The sequence below is a fragment of the Nocardioides sp. SLBN-35 genome (genome assembly GCF_006715725.1).
GTDB lineage: Bacteria > Actinomycetota > Actinomycetes > Propionibacteriales > Nocardioidaceae > Nocardioides.
This window is the reverse complement of the sequence record NZ_VFNU01000001.1, coordinates 4,445,102-4,463,383: the sequence shown is the minus strand read 5'-3', so window position 1 is coordinate 4,463,383 and position 18,282 is coordinate 4,445,102. Positions and strand designations below refer to the sequence as shown.

At 72.3% G+C, this 18,282-nt stretch carries 17 protein-coding genes; 9 read left to right on the top strand and 8 right to left on the bottom strand.

Annotated features, from left to right (window positions below; translation table 11 throughout):
* Positions 1-15 precede the first annotated feature (15 nt).
* The 5 genes from FBY23_RS21590 to FBY23_RS21570 all read left to right on the top strand — a co-directional run bounded on the left by FBY23_RS21590 (position 16) and on the right by FBY23_RS21570 (position 7,009).
* Positions 16-2,094: a hydantoinase/oxoprolinase family protein gene (locus FBY23_RS21590; RefSeq protein ID WP_141800019.1), complete on the top strand. Its 2,079-nt coding sequence runs from the start codon at positions 16-18 to the stop codon at positions 2,092-2,094.
* A 1-nt stretch (position 2,095) separates the two neighbouring features.
* Complete coding sequence (locus tag FBY23_RS21585; protein ID WP_141800018.1) at positions 2,096-4,093, top strand: hydantoinase B/oxoprolinase family protein; 1,998 nt, start codon at positions 2,096-2,098, stop codon at positions 4,091-4,093.
* A gap of 19 nt (positions 4,094-4,112) precedes the next feature.
* Positions 4,113-4,853, top strand: coding sequence for an SDR family oxidoreductase (locus FBY23_RS21580; RefSeq protein ID WP_141800017.1), 741 nt, complete (start codon positions 4,113-4,115; stop codon positions 4,851-4,853).
* Positions 4,854-4,943: 90 nt separating this feature from the next.
* Entirely contained in the window at positions 4,944-5,879 is a 936-nt protein-coding gene (locus tag FBY23_RS21575) for a carbamate kinase (protein ID WP_141800016.1), read from the top strand.
* Between the two features lie 23 nt (positions 5,880-5,902).
* Positions 5,903-7,009 (top strand): ring-opening amidohydrolase, encoded by a 1,107-nt coding sequence (locus FBY23_RS21570; protein WP_141800015.1) that lies wholly within the window; start codon positions 5,903-5,905, stop codon positions 7,007-7,009.
* A gap of 52 nt (positions 7,010-7,061) precedes the next feature.
* Here FBY23_RS21570 and FBY23_RS21565 read toward each other — a convergent pair whose 3' ends face one another.
* Positions 7,062-7,463: a VOC family protein gene (locus FBY23_RS21565; RefSeq protein ID WP_141800014.1), complete on the bottom strand. Its 402-nt coding sequence runs from the start codon at positions 7,461-7,463 to the stop codon at positions 7,062-7,064.
* A gap of 59 nt (positions 7,464-7,522) precedes the next feature.
* Positions 7,523-8,269, bottom strand: coding sequence for a YafY family protein (locus FBY23_RS21560; RefSeq protein WP_141800013.1), 747 nt, complete (start codon positions 8,267-8,269; stop codon positions 7,523-7,525).
* 124 nt (positions 8,270-8,393) lie between these two features.
* On the opposite strand from FBY23_RS21560, the gene FBY23_RS21555 reads away from it, so the two are divergent.
* From FBY23_RS21555 to FBY23_RS21540, 4 genes are read left to right on the top strand one after another with little or no spacing between them, the layout of a single operon-like run.
* Entirely contained in the window at positions 8,394-8,888 is a 495-nt protein-coding gene (locus FBY23_RS21555) for a (2Fe-2S)-binding protein (protein WP_141800012.1), read from the top strand.
* Positions 8,885-11,338, top strand: coding sequence for a xanthine dehydrogenase family protein molybdopterin-binding subunit (locus FBY23_RS21550; RefSeq protein WP_141800011.1), 2,454 nt, complete (start codon positions 8,885-8,887; stop codon positions 11,336-11,338). Before FBY23_RS21555 ends, FBY23_RS21550 begins: the two co-directional genes overlap by 4 nt.
* Positions 11,335-12,192, top strand: a complete 858-nt coding sequence (locus FBY23_RS21545) for a xanthine dehydrogenase family protein subunit M (RefSeq protein WP_141800010.1) — start codon at positions 11,335-11,337, stop codon at positions 12,190-12,192. Before FBY23_RS21550 ends, FBY23_RS21545 begins: the two co-directional genes overlap by 4 nt.
* A gap of 2 nt (positions 12,193-12,194) precedes the next feature.
* Positions 12,195-12,956, top strand: coding sequence for an SRPBCC family protein (locus FBY23_RS21540; RefSeq protein WP_141800009.1), 762 nt, complete (start codon positions 12,195-12,197; stop codon positions 12,954-12,956).
* Between the two features lie 198 nt (positions 12,957-13,154).
* Here the strand turns inward: FBY23_RS21540 and FBY23_RS21535 are convergent, their stop codons facing one another.
* From FBY23_RS21535 to FBY23_RS21510, 6 genes are read right to left on the bottom strand one after another with little or no spacing between them, the layout of a single operon-like run.
* Positions 13,155-13,862 (bottom strand): hypothetical protein, encoded by a 708-nt coding sequence (locus tag FBY23_RS21535; RefSeq protein WP_141800008.1) that lies wholly within the window; start codon positions 13,860-13,862, stop codon positions 13,155-13,157.
* Positions 13,859-14,785, bottom strand: coding sequence for a VWA domain-containing protein (locus tag FBY23_RS21530; RefSeq protein WP_141800007.1), 927 nt, complete (start codon positions 14,783-14,785; stop codon positions 13,859-13,861). Before FBY23_RS21530 ends, FBY23_RS21535 begins: the two co-directional genes overlap by 4 nt.
* On the bottom strand, positions 14,782-15,834 hold the full coding sequence (locus FBY23_RS21525; RefSeq protein ID WP_141800006.1) for a VWA domain-containing protein: 1,053 nt from the start codon (positions 15,832-15,834) through the stop codon (positions 14,782-14,784). Before FBY23_RS21525 ends, FBY23_RS21530 begins: the two co-directional genes overlap by 4 nt.
* A complete protein-coding gene (locus FBY23_RS21520) occupies positions 15,834-16,349 on the bottom strand; it encodes a hypothetical protein (RefSeq protein ID WP_141800005.1) in 516 nt (171 codons plus the stop codon). Before FBY23_RS21520 ends, FBY23_RS21525 begins: the two co-directional genes overlap by 1 nt.
* Entirely contained in the window at positions 16,333-17,223 is an 891-nt protein-coding gene (locus FBY23_RS21515) for a DUF58 domain-containing protein (protein ID WP_141800004.1), read from the bottom strand. Before FBY23_RS21515 ends, FBY23_RS21520 begins: the two co-directional genes overlap by 17 nt.
* 7 nt (positions 17,224-17,230) lie before the next feature.
* The gene (locus FBY23_RS21510) at positions 17,231-18,271 is read right to left on the bottom strand and encodes a MoxR family ATPase (RefSeq protein ID WP_141800003.1); all 1,041 of its coding nucleotides are present in this window, start codon (positions 18,269-18,271) and stop codon (positions 17,231-17,233) included.
* Between the last annotated feature and the right edge of the window lie 11 nt (positions 18,272-18,282).

The following is an 18,282-nucleotide window of genomic DNA, read 5'->3' as shown; positions in this document are numbered from 1 at the left end:
ACTTGAATGTGAGTCATGACAGCGAGGCGGATCAGGATCGGCATCGACACCGGCGGCACGTTCACCGACGTCGTGGCCTTCGACGAGGACAGCGGTGAGGTCGTCACGACCAAGACCCCGAGCACGCCGGGGAACCCGGCCGACGGGTTCCTGGCGGGCATCGACAAGGTGCTGGGCATCGCGGGGGCGGAGTTCGGCGACGTCGTCGCCGTCAGCCACGGCACCACGGTCGCGACCAACCAGCTGCTCGAGGGCAAGGTGGACGCGCTCGGGTTCATCACCACCGAGGGCTACGAGGCGATGCTCGAGATCGCCCGCCAGTCCGTGCCGGACGGCTACGGCAACTCCTACTTCTGGGTGAAGCCGGACCGGATCGTGCCGCGCGACCTGGTCAAGGGCGTCGGTGGCCGGCTCGACTTCACCGGCGCGGAGATCCGACCGTTCGACGAGGACGGCGCCCGCACGGTGGCCCGCTGGTTCAAGGCGAAGGGCATCGACACCCTGGGTGTCTGCTTCCTGCACGCGTACGCCAACCCGGCGCACGAGGAGCGGATGCGCGAGATCATCGCCGAGGAGCACCCGGACGCCGTCGTCTCCATCTCCAGCGAGGTGCTGCGCGAGTACCGCGAGTACGAGCGCTCGATGACCACCCTGGTCGACGCCGCGGTCAAGCCGAAGCTGAGCCGCTACGTCAACAACATCAAGGACCGGCTCGCCACCCAGAGCGGCCGGACCATCCCGTTCTACGTGATGAAGTCCAACGGCGGCGTGCTCTCGGCCGACGAGGTCGTGCACCAGCCGATCACCACCGTGCTCTCCGGCCCCGCGGCCGGCGCGCTCGGCGCCGCGCTGATCGCCAAGGTCGCGGGCTTCGACAAGGTGCTCACCTCCGACGGCGGCGGTACGTCGACCGACGTCTCCGTCGTCATCGACGGCGACCCGACGCTGACCACCGAGGGCAGCGTGGGCGTGTACCCGTCCAAGATCCCGATGATCGACGTCGTCACCGTCGGCGCGGGCGGCGGCTCGATCGCCTGGCTCTCGCCCGAGGGCACCCTCAAGGTCGGCCCCCACTCGGCCGGCGCCGACCCGGGCCCGATCTGCTACCGCAAGGGCGGGTCCGAGGTCACCATCACCGACGCGCACGTCTTCCTCGGCCGGATCCCTCCCCACCTGCTCGGTGGCGAGATCCCGCTCGACGTCGACGCCGCCAGCGCCGCGATCCAGCAGCTCGCCGGCAAGCTCGGCATCTCCGCCGAGGCCTGCGCCACCGGCATCCTCGAGATCTCCGCGTGGAACCAGGCCAACGCGCTGCGCCAGGTCACCGTCAAGCGCGGCCTCGACGTCCGCGACTTCACCCTCACCACCTTCGGTGGCTCGGGCTCCCTGCTGCTGTGCCGGCTGATGGACATCCTCAACGTCCCGACCGTGCTGGTCCCGCCGAACCCGGGCAACGTCTCGGCCTTCGGCCTGCTCACCGTCGACGTCAAGAACGACTACGTGCAGACCCACGTCGCGCTCCAGGAGAACCTGGACCCGGCCGACCTGCAGCAGGAGTACGACGTCCTCACCGCCCGCGCCGCCGAGGCGCTGAGCAAGGAGGGCTTCGCGGAGGCCGACCACGTCTTCGTGCGGACCGCGGACGTGCGCTACTTCGGCCAGGCGTTCGAGGTGCGCGTCGGCGTACCGGACGGGCCGATCACCCCCGAGACGCTGGCCACGGTGGCCGAGCGCTTCCACGCCGAGCACCGGGTGCTCTACGGCTACGACTTCTCCGGCGACGCGTCCCAGCAGGTCGAGGTCGTCAACCTGCGCGTCTCCGGCGTCGGCCCGATCAAGCGGCCCGAGATCCTGCGCGCCGACGGCGCGAAGCCGCAGCCGCAGCAGACCGGCTCGCGCTCGATCTGCTTCGACGCCGAGGCGGGGTACGTCGAGACGCCGGTCTTCTGGCGCACCGACCTGCCCGCCGGGCAGGTGCTCACCGGCCCGGTGATCATCGAGGAGTTCGGCTCCACCGTGCCCATCCACCCCGGCTTCACCGCCCGGGTCGACGACTACGCCAACATCATCGTGACGCGCTCGGAGGAGAGCTGACATGTGCCTGAGCTGCCAGACCATCCACAACGGCACCGCACCTGCCGACCACGCGCATGACGCCCACACCGGCTCGCGCCGCGCACCCACGCAGTTCCCGTTCGGCACCCTGACCGCCGACGCCGGCCGCAGCGCCGACCCGGTGCTCGTCGAGATCGTCCAGGGCTCGCTCGCCGCCGTCGAGCACGAGGTCGAGACCGCCATCGCGCGGACCTCGCGCAGCCCGATGATCCGCGACGCGCACGACTTCCGTGCCGGCATCCACGACCGCCTGCTGCGCAAGCTGACCGGCCGCTCGTACTCCGCGCTCGTGCACCCCGTCGCCCGGGACTTCCCGATCGAGGAGATGAAGGAGGGTGACGTCTTCTTCCACAACGACGTCTACCTGTCCGAGGGCGGGATCGGCCACCTCCCCGACCTGTGCGTCACCGTCCCGGTGTTCGCCGGGGCCGAGGGGGAGCGCCGTGTCGTCGGCTTCATCCAGGCCTTCGGCCACCACGACGACATCGGCGGCGCGGTGCCCGGCTCGATGCCCTCGCACGCCACCAGCGTGTTCGAGGAGGGCCTCGCCGTGCCCCCGATCAAGCTGTGGGACGCCGGCGTGCCCAACAAGGCGGCGCTGCGGATCATGACCCGCAACTCGCGGATGCCCGAGTCCCTGGCCGCCGACCTCGACGCCGAGTGCTCGGCCTGCCTGATGGGCGCGCGGCGCCTGGGCGAGCTCTTCGACCGCTACGGCATCGAGACCGTCGAGGCCTGCTTCGACGCCGTCATCGACCGCTCCACCGAGACCTACCGCCGCGAGATCCTCTCCAAGATCCCCGTCGGCAGCTGGACCTGGGAGGACTACGCCGAGCACGACGGCGTCGACGAGCCGCAGCTGCACACGCAGCGGATCACGCTGACCCGCACCGCGGCCGACGACCCCGAGGGCGAGCGGCTGATCCTCGACTTCGACGGCACCGGGCCGCAGGCCAAGGGCCCGATCAACCACTGCGGCGACTACTCCGACGGTGTCTTCCTCAAGAAGTGGCTCGCGCCGATCCTGCGCAACCTCGCCGACACCCCGGAGCGGATGGCCGAGCTCGACGTCAACGAGGGCGTGGTGCCGCTGATCGAGATGCGGTTCCCGCCCCCGGGCACCCTGCTCACGCCGGTCTTCCCGGCGCCGACGAACGCCCGCACGTTCGTCATCCTGCGCCTGCTCGGCGTGCTCGCCGGCGTGATCGCCAAGGCGGTCGACGGCAAGATGCCGGCCGACCAGGAGACGATCCGCTACACCGGTGTGTACGGCGAGGACCTCGACGGCCGCTCGTACCTCATGCGCGAGGTGCTCGGCGGCGGCTCCGGCGGTCGCTACTACGCCGACGGCGAGGACACCATCCACGTCGTACCGGACTCGCGGAACCTCCCCACGGAGTTCACCGAGTCGCGCTTCCCGTTCGTGGTCGAGTCGCTCGGGCTCGCCATGGACTCCGGCGGCGCCGGCCAGTTCCGCGGCGGCCTGGGCTACGAGAAGCACATCCGGATGCTCAAGGACGCCAACTTCATGTCCATCGCCGACCGCTCGATCCTCGCCTGCTGGGGCGTCAAGGGCGGCAAGGCCGGCAAGCCGTTCCAGGTCACCATCGACCCGGGCGGCCCCAACGAGCGCGAGGTCGACGCCCTCGCCGACTCCGAGCCCGTCGTGACCGGTGAGGTCATCCGGATCCGCACCACCGGCGGTGGCGGCTGGGGCAACCCGGCCGACCGCGACCCGGCGCTGGTCGTGCGCGACGTCGTGTGGCGCAAGGTCTCCCCGGAGGCCGCGCTCGCCGACTACGGCGTGGTCCTCACCGGCTCGCTCGACGACGACACCCTCGGGTACAACGCCGACGCGACCGCCGCCGAGCGGGCCTCCCGCCCGGTGCCCGCGGCCGACGACGCGTTCTTCGACCGCGGCCCCGGCTATGGCGCACTCGCCGGTGGTGCCACCGCCGCCGCGGTGGACGTGCTCTGAGGAAACGCAGGAGCAGACGATGAAGGTCGCGATCCTCGGGGGATCCGGCAAGACCGGTCGCGCCGTCGGCGCGGCCCTGGCCCAGGCGGGCGTGGCGACACGCGCCCTGGGCCGGGCCGCGTTCGGCGACCTGCCGGCCGCCCTGGCCGGTGCCGACGCCGTGCACGTGATCGCCCCCAACCTGCACCCCGACGAGCCGGCGTACGTCGCAGCCGTGCTCGCCGCCGCCACCGAGGCCGGCGTCGGGCGGGTGGGCTACCACTCGGTGGCCTCGCCCTACGTCCCCGCCATGCCGCACCACCTCGGCAAGGCCGTCTCGGAGGACCTGGTCCGCCGCTCCGGCCTGGCCTGGACGATCCTCCAGCCCTGCGCCTACGTGCAGAACCTGCTGCCCGCCCTGCGCTCCGGCGCCCTCGAGGTGCCCTACTCCGTCGACACCCCGTTCGGGATGGTCGACCTGCACGACGTCGCCGCCGCGACCGCGGTCGTGCTCACCGGCGACGCGCACGTCGGTGCGACCTACGAGCTCGGCGGCCCCGCCCTGGTCTCGGTCGCCGACGTGGCCGCCGCCGCGGGCGTCCCCGCCCGCCGGGTCCCCGCCGCCGACGACGTGCACCCGTGGCTGCAGGCGATGTTCGACTACTACGACGACCACGGCTTGCCCACCGGCGGCGTACCGCTGGCCGCCCTGCTCGGCCGCACCCCGGCCTCGGTCGCCGAGGTGCTGGCCCGGGAGCTCGCGGCCGATCCCGGCGCGTGAGAACCGCTGGCAGGTGTTGCCAGCCTTCGCCGCCCGAGTTGGCTGTTCCTCACGATGAACGACGGTGATCCGGCTCACTAGGTTCGCTGCATGAGGATCCTGCTGGCACTCGGCGGCAACGCGATGACGTCCCCCGACGGGAAGGCCCGTCCGGAGGACCAGATCGCGGCCGCGACCGAGGCGATGGAGGCCGTGGCCGACCTGGTCGCGGCCGGTGTCGACGTCGTCATCACCCACGGGAACGGGCCGCAGGTCGGCAACCTGCTCGTGAAGAACGAGCTGGCCGCGACCGTCGTACCTCCCGTCCCGCTCGACTGGTGCGGTGCCCAGACCCAGGGCACCCTCGGCGACATCTTGATGAACGCGCTCGACGGCGCACTCGCCGCCCGCGGCCTCACCCGGCCCACCGCGGCCCTGGTCACCCGCACCCGCGTCGACGCCGCCGACCCGGCGTTCGCGGCGCCGAGCAAGCCGGTCGGCCGCTACCTCCCGGCCGACGAGGCACGCACCATGATCGAGCACGGCGAGACCTGGGAGGACCGCGGCGAGCGCGGCTGGCGCCGCGTCGTGGCCTCGCCCGAGCCGCTCGAGGTCCTCGACGCCCCGGCCGCCGTCGCGCTGGTCGACGCCGGCTTCGTCGTCATCGCCAACGGCGGTGGCGGCATCCCGACGGTCCGCAACGCCGACGGCAGCCTGGCCGGCGTCGAGGCCGTCATCGACAAGGACCTGGGCGCCGCGCTGCTCGCCCAGGCGATCGAGGTCGACCTCCTCGTCATCGCCACCGACGTCGCGCACGCCGTGCTCGGCTTCGGCACCCCCGACGCCGCCGACATCGGTCAGGTCACCCTCGACCAGATGCGGAAGTACGCCGCCGACGGCCACTTCGCCGGCGGCTCCATGGGCCCCAAGGTCGACGCGGTCTGCCGCTTCGTCGCCAGCTCGGGCCGCCGCGGCGTCATCACCGACCTCGGCAGCATCCTCGCGGCCGCCGAGGGGCGCGCCGGAACCATCGTCACCCCCAACTGAAGAACCCCGAAAGGAACCCGACCATGCCTTCTGCCATCGAGGTCCGCAAGGTCCCGATCCACTCCGTCGCCGACGCGTCCGAGCTGGCCAAGCTCATCGACGACGGCGTCTTCAAGGCCGACCGCGTCATCGCGATCATCGGCAAGACCGAGGGCAACGGCGGGGTGAACGACTACACCCGGATCATCGCCGACCGTGCCTTCCGCGAGGTGCTCGTCGACAAGGGCGCGCCGGTCGACCAGGTCAAGCAGGTCCCGATCGTGTGGTCGGGCGGCACCGACGGTGTGATCAGCCCCCACGCCACCATCTTCGCGACCGTCGACGTCGCCGAGGACGACCCCAGCCGCGAGGAGCAGCGCCTCACCGTCGGCTTCGCGATGAGCGAGCCGATCCTGCCCGAGGAGATCGGGTACGTCGCGATGATCGAGAAGGTCGCCGCGGGCGTGAAGGTCGCCATGGAGCGCGCCGGCATCACCGACCCGGCCGACGTGCACTACGTGCAGACCAAGACGCCGCTGCTCACCATCCACACCATCCGTGACGCGCACAGCCGCGGCAAGGAGGTCTGGACCGAGCACACCCACGAGTCGATGGACCTGTCCAACGGCGTCACCGGCCTCGGTATCGCCGTCGCCCTCGGCGAGATCGAGATGCCGACCGACGCCGACGTCATGAACAACCGCGACCTCTACTCCTCGGTGGCCTCCTGCTCCTCGGGCGTCGAGCTCGACGTCGCCCAGATCGTCGTCGTCGGCAACGCGACCGGCGTCGGCGGCCGCTACCGCATCGGCCACTCGGTGATGAACGACGCCCTCGACCAGGACGGCATCTGGAACGCCATCAAGGACGCCGGCCTCGACCTGCCCGAGCGCCCGCACTCCTCCGACCTGCAGGGTCGCCTGGTCAACGTCTTCCTCAAGTGCGAGGCGTCCCAGAACGGTGAGGTCCGTGGTCGCCGCAACGCCATGCTCGACGACTCCGACGTGCACTGGCACCGCCAGATCAAGTCGTGCGTCGGTGGCGTCACCGCTGCCGTGACCGGGGACCCTGCTGTCTTCGTCTCGGTCTCCGCCGCCCACCAGGGCCCGGAGGGTGGCGGCCCCGTGGCCGCCATCGTCGACCTGGGCTGACCGGGGACGAGAAGGGCCCGACCGCCGCGTGCGGTCGGGCCCTTCGCCGTCCTCAGGGGGCGGCGGGGGAGAAGACGCTGATCTGCTGCCCGGCCGGGTCGCGCAGGTAGGCGAACGCCGGAACGCCCGGACCGACGTCGAGGTGCTGGCTGACCACGGTCCCGCCGAGCTCCTCGGCCGCGCGGCAGGTGGCGGCGACGTCGGCGACCATCACGCTGAACACGGCGTGCGGCGGGAACCGGCCGGCCGTGCCGAACAGCCCGCCGATCGGGGCGCCTCCCGCCGGACCCGTGACCAGCCGGTAGTCGAGCCCCCCGGCCCGGGAGGCCTCGTCGGCGCTGAACGTCCAGGCGAACAGGCCGCCGTAGAAGCGCTCGGCGGCGGCCGGGTCGTCGGTCGCGACCTCGAACCAAGGGACGGTGCCGGGGGTGGGTGCTGCTGCGGTCTCGCTCATCGGTGTCTCCTCCGTGGATGGGTGGGTGCTGACCACGCTCGCAGCGGTTCGCGACAGCCCTATGTCGGTGTTTCCGTGGCCATCGCGAGAATCTTCTCCGCACGCAGCGCGGTCTCCGGACGGGCGATGAGCTGCCCGGGAACCTCGGGCTCGATCGGGCGGCGCGGGCCGCGGGGGAGCGCGGCGATCCGCTCGGCGCGGGTGATCCGGTCCATCCGGAACACCCGGTCGTCCTCGCGCAGCCGGCACCACGCGGTGAGGTACGACCCGCGCGGCCCCACCACCACGTGCTGCGGCTCGACGTCGCGATCGGACTCGACCTGGTCGACGTCGACGTACCCGATCCGCAGCACCTGGTTGCGGCGTACGGCCTGCCAGATGGTCTCGGCGACGTCGGCGTCGGGCGCGGCGCCGACGGGGACGACCAGGCGCACCTTGGCCGCGGCGGTGCGCGCCTCGTCGAGGGCCGCGCGCGGCATCGCTGCGACGATCTTCTGCAGCGCCGAGCGGGCGTCGCGCGCGAACAGGACGTGCGCGCTGCTGCTCAGCGCCACCGCGACCGCCGTCGCCTCGCGCGGGGTGAAGTTGAGCGGCGGCAGCGTCATCGACGGGTCCAGGCTGTAGCCACCCGTGCGTCCCTGCCTGGTCGCGATCGGTACGCCGGCCTGGCCGATCGCGCTCAGGTCGCGCTCGATCGTGCGCACGCTGACCTCGAAGTGCGCGGCGAGCTGGGTGGCCGTCCGCCCGCGCGGGCCGGCGGCGCGCAGCTCCTCGACCAGGGCGTAGAGACGGTCCGTGCGGTTCATGTCGGCAGGCTAGGCCCGAGCATCGACACCCTTCGGTACGACGACCGCCCGCCACCAACCCGGCACCAACCACCCCTCCCTAGCGTGAGCCGGGTCACAGGTCCCGCACGCTCAAGGGAGAGTCATGACCCGGATCAGCCTCACCGTCGACGGCCAGCAGGTGGCCGACGACGTCGAACCCCGCCTCCTCCTCGTGCAGTACCTGCGCGAGAAGCTCGGCAAGACCGGCACCGTGGTCGGTTGCGACACCAGCAACTGCGGCGCCTGCACGGTCCACCTCGACGGCAGGAGCGTGAAGTCCTGCAACGTGCTGGCCGTCCAGGCCGACGGGGCCACGGTCACCACGATCGAGGGGCTGGCCGGCGACGACGGCACGCTGCACCCGGTGCAGGAGGCCTTCCGCGAGTGCCATGGCCTGCAGTGCGGGTTCTGCACGCCCGGCATGATCATGCAGACCGTCGACCTGCTGGCGGAGAACCCCAGCCCGTCGGAGGAGGCGATCCGCCTCGGCCTCGAGGGCAACCTGTGCCGCTGCACCGGCTACCACAACATCGTCCGGGCGGTGCAGCACGCCGCCGGCACGACGAGCGCGTCGAGCGGGAGCGAGGCGAAGGCATGACCGCCACCCAGGAGCCCACCCAGGGCGAGATCGGCCGCGACCGCCGCCGCAAGGAGGACCAGCGCCTCATCACCGGCCGCACCCGCTGGACCGACAACATCACGCTGCCGGGCATGCTGCACCTCGCGATGGTGCGCAGCCCGTTCCCGCACGCCCGGATCACCTCGATCGAGACGGCCGAGGCGAAGGCGAGCCCCAACGTGGTCGCCGTGCTCACCGGCGCCGACCTCGGCGAGGGCCAGGGGGCGTGCATCAACGCGTGGCCCGTCGTACCCGACCAGGTGACGCCGGCCCACCTGCCGATGCCGACCGACCGGGTCGCCTTCGCCGGAGAGACGGTGGCCGTCGTGGTCGCCCGCAGCGCCGCCGAGGCCCGGGACGCCGCCGAGCTGGTCGAGGTCGACTACGAGGAGCTCCCGGCCGCGCTCGACCTCAAGGAGTCGGCCGCGGCCCACACCGACGGCGGGGTGCTCGCGCATCCCGACCTCGGCACCAACGTGAGCGCCGTGTGGCGCTTCGACTCGGCCGAGGCCGGCACCGGCGGCGACGTCGAGCAGGCCATCGCCGAGGCTCGCGAGAACGGGATCGTGATCGAGCGGGAGTACCGCCAGCAGCGGCTGATCCCCGCGTTCATGGAGCCGCGCAGCGTCGTCGTCGACCCGACCGGCGAGCAGATCACCGTCTGGTCGGCGACCCAGGTGCCCCACATCCTGCGCTTCGCGATCGCGGCCACGACCGGCGTGCCCGAGTCGAAGATCCGGGTGATCGCGCCCGACGTGGGCGGCGGCTTCGGCGGCAAGCTGCAGCAGACGCCGGAGGAGATGATCGCCTTCGCGGTGGCCCGCAAGCTCGGCAAGCCGGTGAAGTTCACCGAGACCCGCAGCGAGTCCCTGCTCACCGCCCACCACGGCCGCGACCAGTGGCAGCGGCTCACGCTCGCCGCCACGAAGGACGGCCACGTCACCGGCCTCAAGGTCGACCTGCTCGCCGACCTGGGTGCCTACGTCGCCATCGTCGGCGGCGGCGTACCGGTGCTCGGCGCGTTCATGTTCAACGCGATCTACAAGTTCCCGGCCTACCAGTTCCAGACCACCAACGTCCTCACCAACAAGACCTGGACCGACGCCTACCGCGGCGCCGGCCGGCCCGAGGCCACGTTCGCGATCGAGCGGCTGATGGACGAGCTCGCCAACGAGCTCGGCAAGGACCCGCTCGAGGTCCGGGAGATGAACTGGATCAAGCACGAGGAGTTCCCGTTCACCACGGTGGCCGGGCTCGAGTACGACTCCGGCAACTACGAGGCCGCCACCGCGCGCGCCAAGGAGATGTTCGGCTACGACGAGCTGCGCGCCGAGCAGGCCGAGCGCCGCGCCCGCGGCGACCGGGTCCAGCTCGGGCTCGGCGTCTCGACCTTCACCGAGATGTGCGGCCTCGCCCCGTCCCGGGTGCTCGGCAGCCTCAACTACGGCGCCGGCGGCTGGGAGCACGCCGAGGTCCGGATGCTCGCGACCGGCAAGGTCGAGGTCGTGACCGGGGCGTCCGCCCACGGGCAGGGTCACGAGACGGCGTTCAGCCAGATCGTGGCCGACCGGCTCGGCGTACCGTTCGAGGACGTCGAGGTCCTGCACGGCGACACCCAGATCTCCCACAAGGGCCTGGACACCTACGGGTCCCGCAGCCTGGTCGTCGGCGGCGAGGCCCTGGTGCGGGCGGTCGACAAGGTGATCGAGAAGGCGCGGCCCGTCGCGGCCCACCTGCTCGAGGCCTCCGCCGACGACCTCGAGTTCAGCGACGGCCGGTTCACCGTCCGCGGGACCGACCAGGGGATGGCGATCACCGAGATCGCGACCGCCGTCTTCGCCGCGCACAACCTCCCCGACGGTGTCGAGGCGTCGATCGACTCCGAGGCGACGTACGACCCCGTCAACTTCAACTACCCGCACGGGACCCACCTGTGTGCGGTGGAGATCGACACCGAGACGGGGCAGGTCCAGCTGCGCAAGTACGCCTGCTGCGACGACATCGGCAACGTCATCAACCCGCTCATCGTGTCCGGCCAGGTCCACGGCGGACTGGTCCAGGGCATCGCCCAGGCGCTGTGGGAGGAGGCGGTCTACGACGACAACGGCACCCTGGTGACCGGGTCGTTCGTCGACTACCTGCTGCCCACCGCGGCCGACACGATCAGCTTCGAGCTCGACCACACCACCTCGCCGGCGACGACCAACTCGCTCGGCACCAAGGGGGTGGGCGAGGCCGGCACGATCGCGTCCACCCCGGCGGTGGTGAACGCGGTCGTCGACGCGCTGCGCCCCTACGGCGTCCACGACGTCGCGATGCCCTGCACGCCGGAACGCGTCTGGCGAGCGATCAACGGCGGTGGGTCCGGGGGAGAGACGACCGAGGCCGCCGCACCCCACTTCGACGAGTCGGAAGGAGCAGCCCAGTGATCCCCGCAGCCTTCGAGTACGTCGCCCCGGCCTCGGTCGAGGAGGCCCTGGCCGCGCTCGCCGAGCACGGCGACGACGCCAAGATCATCGCCGGCGGGCAGAGCCTGCTGCCCGTGCTCCGGATGCGCCTCAACGCGCCGGAGTGGGTGATCGACCTCGGCCGGATCGCGTCGCTGCGCGGCATCCGCGACGGGGGAGACCACCTCGCGATCGGCGCGATGACCACCCACCACGACGTCGGCCAGGACCCGCTCGTGCACGAGCACGCCCTGCTGGTCAGCAAGGCGATCACGCACCTCGCCGACGCGCAGGTGCGGCACCGCGGGACCTTCGGCGGCGCTCTCGCCCACGCCGACCCGGCCGGCGACCTCGGCGCGCCGGCGTTGGCGCTGGGATCCACCTTCGTGGTCCAGGGGCCCGGTGGCACTCGCGAGATCGCGGCCGACGACTTCTTCGTCGACCTCTTCGAGACGGCGATCTCCGACGACGAGATCCTGACCGAGGTCCGGGTGCCGAAGCACGACGGCTGGGGCGCGGCGTACGAGAAGTTCGTGCGGATCGCCCACCAGTGGCCGATCGTCGCGGTCGCGGCGACGGTGCGGATGGAGGGCGACACGATCGCGGAGGCACGGATCGGCCTGACCAACATGGGCTCCACGCCCGTGCGGGCCCGCGCCGCGGAGGCCGCGCTGGCCGGCGTACCCGCGACCGAGGAGGGCGTCGCCGCCGCGGCCGCGCTCGCCGCCGAGGGCACCAACCCGCCGAGCGACCTCAACGGCGACGCCGACTACCGCCGCCACCTCGCGACCGTGCTCACCCGACGGGCCGTCCTCGCCGCAGCCGGGAGGGGCTGACCTTGGACCTCAGCCACTCCTTCAGCGTCCCCACGTCTCTCGACGCGACCTGGGCGCACTTCCAGGACATCGGCGCCCTCGCCGAGTGCTTCCCGGGCGCCCAGGTCACCTCCGTCGGCACCGACGACGACGGGGCACCGACCTTCGAGGGGACCTGCAAGGTCAAGCTCGGCCCGATCGCGCTGGTGTACGCCGGATCCGGCAAGTTCGTCGAGCGCGACGAGGACGGGCACCGGTTCGTCGTGGAGGCGAAGGGCCGCGACAAGCGCGGCAACGGTACGGCGGGCGCCACCGTCACGGTGACCATGGCCGCCGGCTCCGGCGAGGCCACCCAGGTCGACGTCGTCACCGACCTCGCCATCACCGGCAAGCCGGCCCAGTTCGGGCGCGGCGTGATGCAGGACGTCTCCGACAAGCTGCTCGGCCAGTTCGTGTCCTGCCTCGAGCAGCGCCTCGCGGCCGAGGCGGCGCCGCCCACGGCAGCCGCTCCGGCGGCTGAGGAACCCACCGACACCGCGGCCGCCGGGAACCATCCCGAGCCGGCGGCCGCGGCACCCACCGCACCCCATGCGAATTCGTCGTCGGATGCGCCGAGACACAGCCAGAACGCATGGGGTGCCGCACCACGTCCGGCCGAGGACGACGCCCTCGACCTCGGTTCGGCGGTGCTGCCGATCCTGCTCAAGACCTACGGCAAGCAGATCGGTGCGGTCCTCGCCGTGCTGGTCGCGATCGCGTTGCTGAGGCGGCGTCGCCGGCGCTGACCGAAGGTCGAGGAGGTCGCGCAGCGACCGTCACGAGACCAGGCGAGTTGCTGTCGCAACTGTCGATGCACAGTGCCGGCAGCACCTCACCTGGTCTCGAGACGCGCCACGACCTCGCTTGCTCCGCGGCGCGAGCTCGCCGGCGCTCCTCGACCTTCGGCCGCTGACCGCGGCTTCGTTCCTCAGCCGCGGGCGGCCTCACCACGCGTCGGGCTTGGTGTAGTCCTCGTCGTCGTAGAGGTCCTGGTCCTCGTGGCGCTGGTCGGCGCCGCGGTCGTTCTGCTCCTGCAGCCGGTCGCGGCGCGGGTCGGACTCACCGGGGTCGCCGGGCGGCTGCTCCTGGGGCGGCTGCTGGCCCTGGGGGTCCTGCGGCTCCTGTTGCTGGCTCTGATCCAGCTTCTGCCGCAGTCGCTCGTCGACCGCGCCGGCGTCGGCGCTCTGCTCCTTGCCACGCCCGGAGTCCTGGGGGCACTTGCCGGCGGCCAGGACGTCGATGCCGGCCTGGTACGCCTTCCGCGCGTCCTCGCTCGCCCCGGACTCGGCGGCGGCGTCGCCGACGGCCTCGTGGGCCAGCGCCAGGTTGATCCGCACGGTGCACTCCTCGCGGTGCGGCACGTCCTCCAGCGCTGCCTGGTAGGCGGCGATCGCCTCGGCGTACTTGCCCTGGGCGTGCTCGGCCGTGCCCTCGTCGAAGGCCGCGACCCACGACTCGAACCAGTTCAGCTTCCGGGTGCCGGCGAAGCCGGAGGCCGCGCCGTCGAGGTCGCCACGGTCGAACGCGTCGCGGCCCGACCCGTTGGCCTGCAGCATCAGCGTCACCTTGAGCGCGTACGCCGCGACCAGCAGCACCGGCACCAGCCCGGCCAGCAACAGCACCAGCCGCAGCCGACGGCGTGGGTTCGTCATCGCAGCGCTCCCTTCCGCGGGGCCAGCACGTGTCGCGACGCCCAGACCGCGCGCCAGCCGGCGTGCAGCTCGAGCAGCAGCAGCGCGAGCAGCAGGACCCCGGCCAGCCAGGTCAGGTCGTGCTTGGCGGGACGGTCGTGTCCGCCGGAGCCGTCGGAGTACGACGCCTTGAAAGACCGCGCGAGGTCGTCGAGGCCGCCCGGGCGGGTGCGGTGCTCGAACGGGACGCCGAGCTCGTCGGCGACCTTCTCGAGGTTGTCGAGGTCGGCGTGGGACTGGGCGGTGTCGCCGGTCGTGGAGTCCTGGACGAAGCCGAGGTCGCCGGTGAGGTCGTCGTCCTCCGGCATCGGGGCGCCCTGCGTGGTGCCGTAGCCGAGGACGGCACCACCGGCGATCTCGTCGGCCACGTCGGCGTACGACTCGTCGGTGCCCTCACTCGTCGTGTCCTCGCCGTCGCCCACGAACACCACGATCCGGCGCCGCTGGGGCGCCTGCTCGGCCGACCGCTCGAGCAGGTCCTTCAGCTCCGGCACCGGCCGGTCGGCGCGCGAGCCGATGCCGTCCTTGGGCTTCTCGAGGTAGAGCGTCTCGACGGCGGCGCCGAAAGCCGCGCTGTCGGAGGTGAGCGGAAGCACGACGCGGGCGTCGGTGCCGAAGGCGAGCATCCCGAACCGGGCGCCGGGCAGGGCCTCGGCGAGCGCGGTGAGGTCGGCCTTGGCGCCGGTGATGCGGGGCAGCTTGCCCTCGTAGTCGAGCGCCGCCATCGACCGGGTGCGGTCGATCACGACGATCACGTCGACGTCGGAGAGCTGGGTCGGGACCTCGGCGCGTCCGAAGCCCGGGCGCAGCAGGATGACCACGAAGAGCAGCACGATCCCGATCCGGCGGGCGAGCACGAGCGCGGTCGACGTGGTGGCGCTCATCGGCGCTCACCGCCCCCGGCGCTCCGGTCGCGCAGCACCAGCACGCCCTGGACCGCCCACAGCACCACCAGCCCGGCGAGGCCGACCCCGACGATGACGGTGCCGAGGTGCGGGCGGTCGAGCACCTGCACCAGGGGCGGGCGCTTGATCGGCTTCGCGTCCAGGGCGGCGATCGCGTCGATGACCGCCTTGGCGCTGCCGTCGGCGCCGAGCATCGAGAAGGTGCCGCCGGTGCTGGTCACCGCGGTCTCGAACTGCTGGACCGCATCGGGCCGCTCGGCCGTCGCCGGCGCCGCGATGCCGTGGACGACGACCTTCTTCTCGCGTGCGTACGCCGCCGCGTCCGGCACGCTGAAGATGCCGGCGCCGATCGGCTCGTTGTCCGAGGCCAGCACGACCGCGCGGCTGCGGTCCTCGTCGTTGCGGTCGAAGCGCTGCACGCACGACGCCAGTCCGTCGCCCATCTGCGACTGGATGTCCCAGTCGAGGACGGTGCCGGCGGTGAAGACGGCGTACTCGTCGCTGTAGACGTCACCGGACGCGAACGCCTTCTCGGCCGCGTTGAGCTGCTCGAGCACGAACGTGTAGTCGTCGGTCAGCGGGAACACCGTGATCGCGGCCCCGCTCCAGATCGTCAGCCCGATCCGCTCGCCGCGGAGCCCGGAGATGATCGTGCGGAACTCGCGCAGCACCTCGGTGTCGACCTCCGCCATCGACCCGGACGCGTCCAGGCACAGCACGATGTCGCGGGTTCGGTCCTCCTGGCTCATCGTCTGGCGCTGCTGCAGCCGCCCGGCCAGCACCACCGCACCCGTGCACGCCACCAGGGCGGCCAGGGTCAGGCAGGCTCCGAAGGCCACCTGGCGTCGTACGAGCGCGTGGAAGCGAGGCAGGGACTGCAGCCGCGCGGCATGGGCGACGTACGACGCACCGGCGCGGCTCGGTCGCCGCCACGGGCGCAGCCACAGCACGAGCAGCAGCAGCACCAGGGCACCCAGCGCCAGCGCCAGCCACGGCCAGCGGAAGCCGGTGGTGTCGCTGTCCCACATCAGGCCGCGCTCCGGGTCGGGCTCCAGGTCGCCACCAGTCCGCGGGCGCGGTCGACGGCGGTCTCGAAGAGGTCGTGGGCGATGGCGTCGTCGGGCGCGAACTCGGGCGGGTAGACCAGCTCGAGCACCTCGACCAGCGCCACCGGCGCCCGGCCGCGGAAGTCGGCCAGCGCCATGGTCCGGGCGGGCAGCGTGGTGACTGCGGCGACGTAGTCGCGGACCACCTCGCTGAGCTGCTGGTGGCCGTCGCGCGCCGTGATCCTGCCCGCGACGACCTCGGCCTCGATCCGGTCGATCCGGGCGAGGTGCTGCTGGCGCACGTCGGGCAGGGCGACGCCAGGGCGGGCCAGGGCGGGGCGTCGGGGCGCGCGGGTGAGCCACCACGCGAGCACGTAGTAGACGACCAGCGCGACGGCGAGCCCGACGGCGATCCACACCCACCGGTCGGCGTACCCGACCGGTCCGGTGAACTCCTCGGGCAGGTCCACGGCGAGCACCTCAACGCCGGCGCGCATGGCGGTGCCTCTCGAGGAGCCGGAAGACGGCGGTGATCGCGGTGTCGTGGTCGCGGACGAGCTCGTGGGCGATGCCGAGCTGGTCGAGGCGCCGCCGCATCCGCTGTCCCTCCTCGTCGACGAGGGCGGCGAACTCCGCGCGCAGCCGGGCGTCGCGACGCAGCCAGCCCGGGACCTCGGCGTCGGCGTCGATGTCGACGAGCCGCCGGCCTGCCACCTCGCGCCGGGTCGGATCGAGGTCGCCGACGGTCAGGAACAGCACCTCGTGCTGCGCGGTCAGCCGGCGCAGCAGCATCGTGGACTCGTCGGAGAGGGTCACGTCGTCGGTGACGACGACGAGGATGGTGCGCCGGCGGATGGTGCGCACGACGTGGCGCAGCAGGCCGGGCAGGTCGCCGTGGGGCCCGTCGGGCGTGATCGCGTCGTGGACGGTGCCCAGCAGCCGCTCCAGGTGGAGCTCGCCGGCGCCCGGACGCTCGACGTGACGGCGCCGCTCGTCACCGTGGACCAGCGCGACCAGGTCGCCGTGCTGGACGGCGAGATAGCCGAGCACGCCGCTCACCAGGACGGCGAGCTCGCGCTTGGCGACCGCGGCGTCGTTGAGCGCCGCCATGCTGCGCCCGGTGGAGACGCACAGCAGCACGGTGTGCTTGCGCTCGGCGACGTACCTCTTGACCAGGAGCTGCCGGCTGCGGGCCGACGCCTTCCAGTCGATGTCCTTCACGTCGTCGCCGCGGACGTACTCGCGCAGGTCGTTGAAGTCGATGCCGCGCCCGACGTGGACCGCGGCGTACTCGCCCTCGAGCAGGCCCCAGACCTTGCGGTGGGCATGGATGGCCAGCCGCGACTTGATCCGCGTCAGGTGGGCCGTCACTGCTTCCTCACGGGGTCGGCACCGCGCGGAAGACGGCGTCGATGACCGTCTCCGGGCGGACCCGGTCGGCGAGCGCCTCGAAGCTGAGGTGGAGGCGGTGGCGCAGCACGCTGTGGCGCAGCTCGCGCACGTCCTCCGGGATGACGTAGTGGCGGCCCTGGACGACCGCCATCGCCCGGGCTGCCTGGAAGAACGCGATCGAGCCGCGCGGGCTCGCCCCGATCTCGACGTAGTTGCCGAGCTCGGGGCCGAGCAGGCCGGTGACGTCGCGGGTCGCCCGCACCACGGCGGTGATGTAGCGGCGGATCGCCGGGTCGACGTACACCCGCCGCACCAGCTCCTGCAGCTGCGCGACCTCCTGCGGTGTGACCACGGCGGCGACGTCGGTCATGTGCTGGCCCAGGGTGCCGTCGTCGATCCGCTCGAGGACCATCAGCTCGTCGTCCTCGGTGGGGTAGTCGACGATCTCCTTGAGCAGGAACCGGTCCATCTGGGCGTGGGGGAGGACGTAGGTGCCCTCCTCCTCGATCGGGTTCTGCGTGGCCAGCACCATGAACGGGTCGGGCAGCGGGTGGATGGTCCCGGCGATCGACGTCTGCCGCTCCTGCATCGCCTCGAGCAGCGCCGACTGCGTCTTCGCGCTCGCCCGGTTGATCTCGTCGAGGAGCACGAAGTTGGCGTGTACGGGGCCGAGCTGGGTCTCGAACTCGTGCCGGCGCGGGTCGTAGACCTGCGTGCCGATGATGTCGCTGGGCAGCAGGTCGGGGGTGCACTGGATGCGGGCGAACCGGGCGCTGACCGCCTGGGCCAGCGTCGAGGCGGCCAGCGTCTTCGCCAGCCCGGGCACGCTCTCGAGCAGCACGTGGCCCTCGGAGAGCAGGGTGACCAGGAGCGCCGTACGGACCCGGTGCTGGCCGACGACCCGGCTCGAGAAGGCGTCGGACACCTTGCTGATCGCCTCGGTCGCGGCGCCGAGCTCGTCGACCGTGAGCGGGGTGCTCGGGTCGGCGGGAGTACGCCGGGTGCGGGACTCGTTGACCTGCGTCATGCCGCCCAACC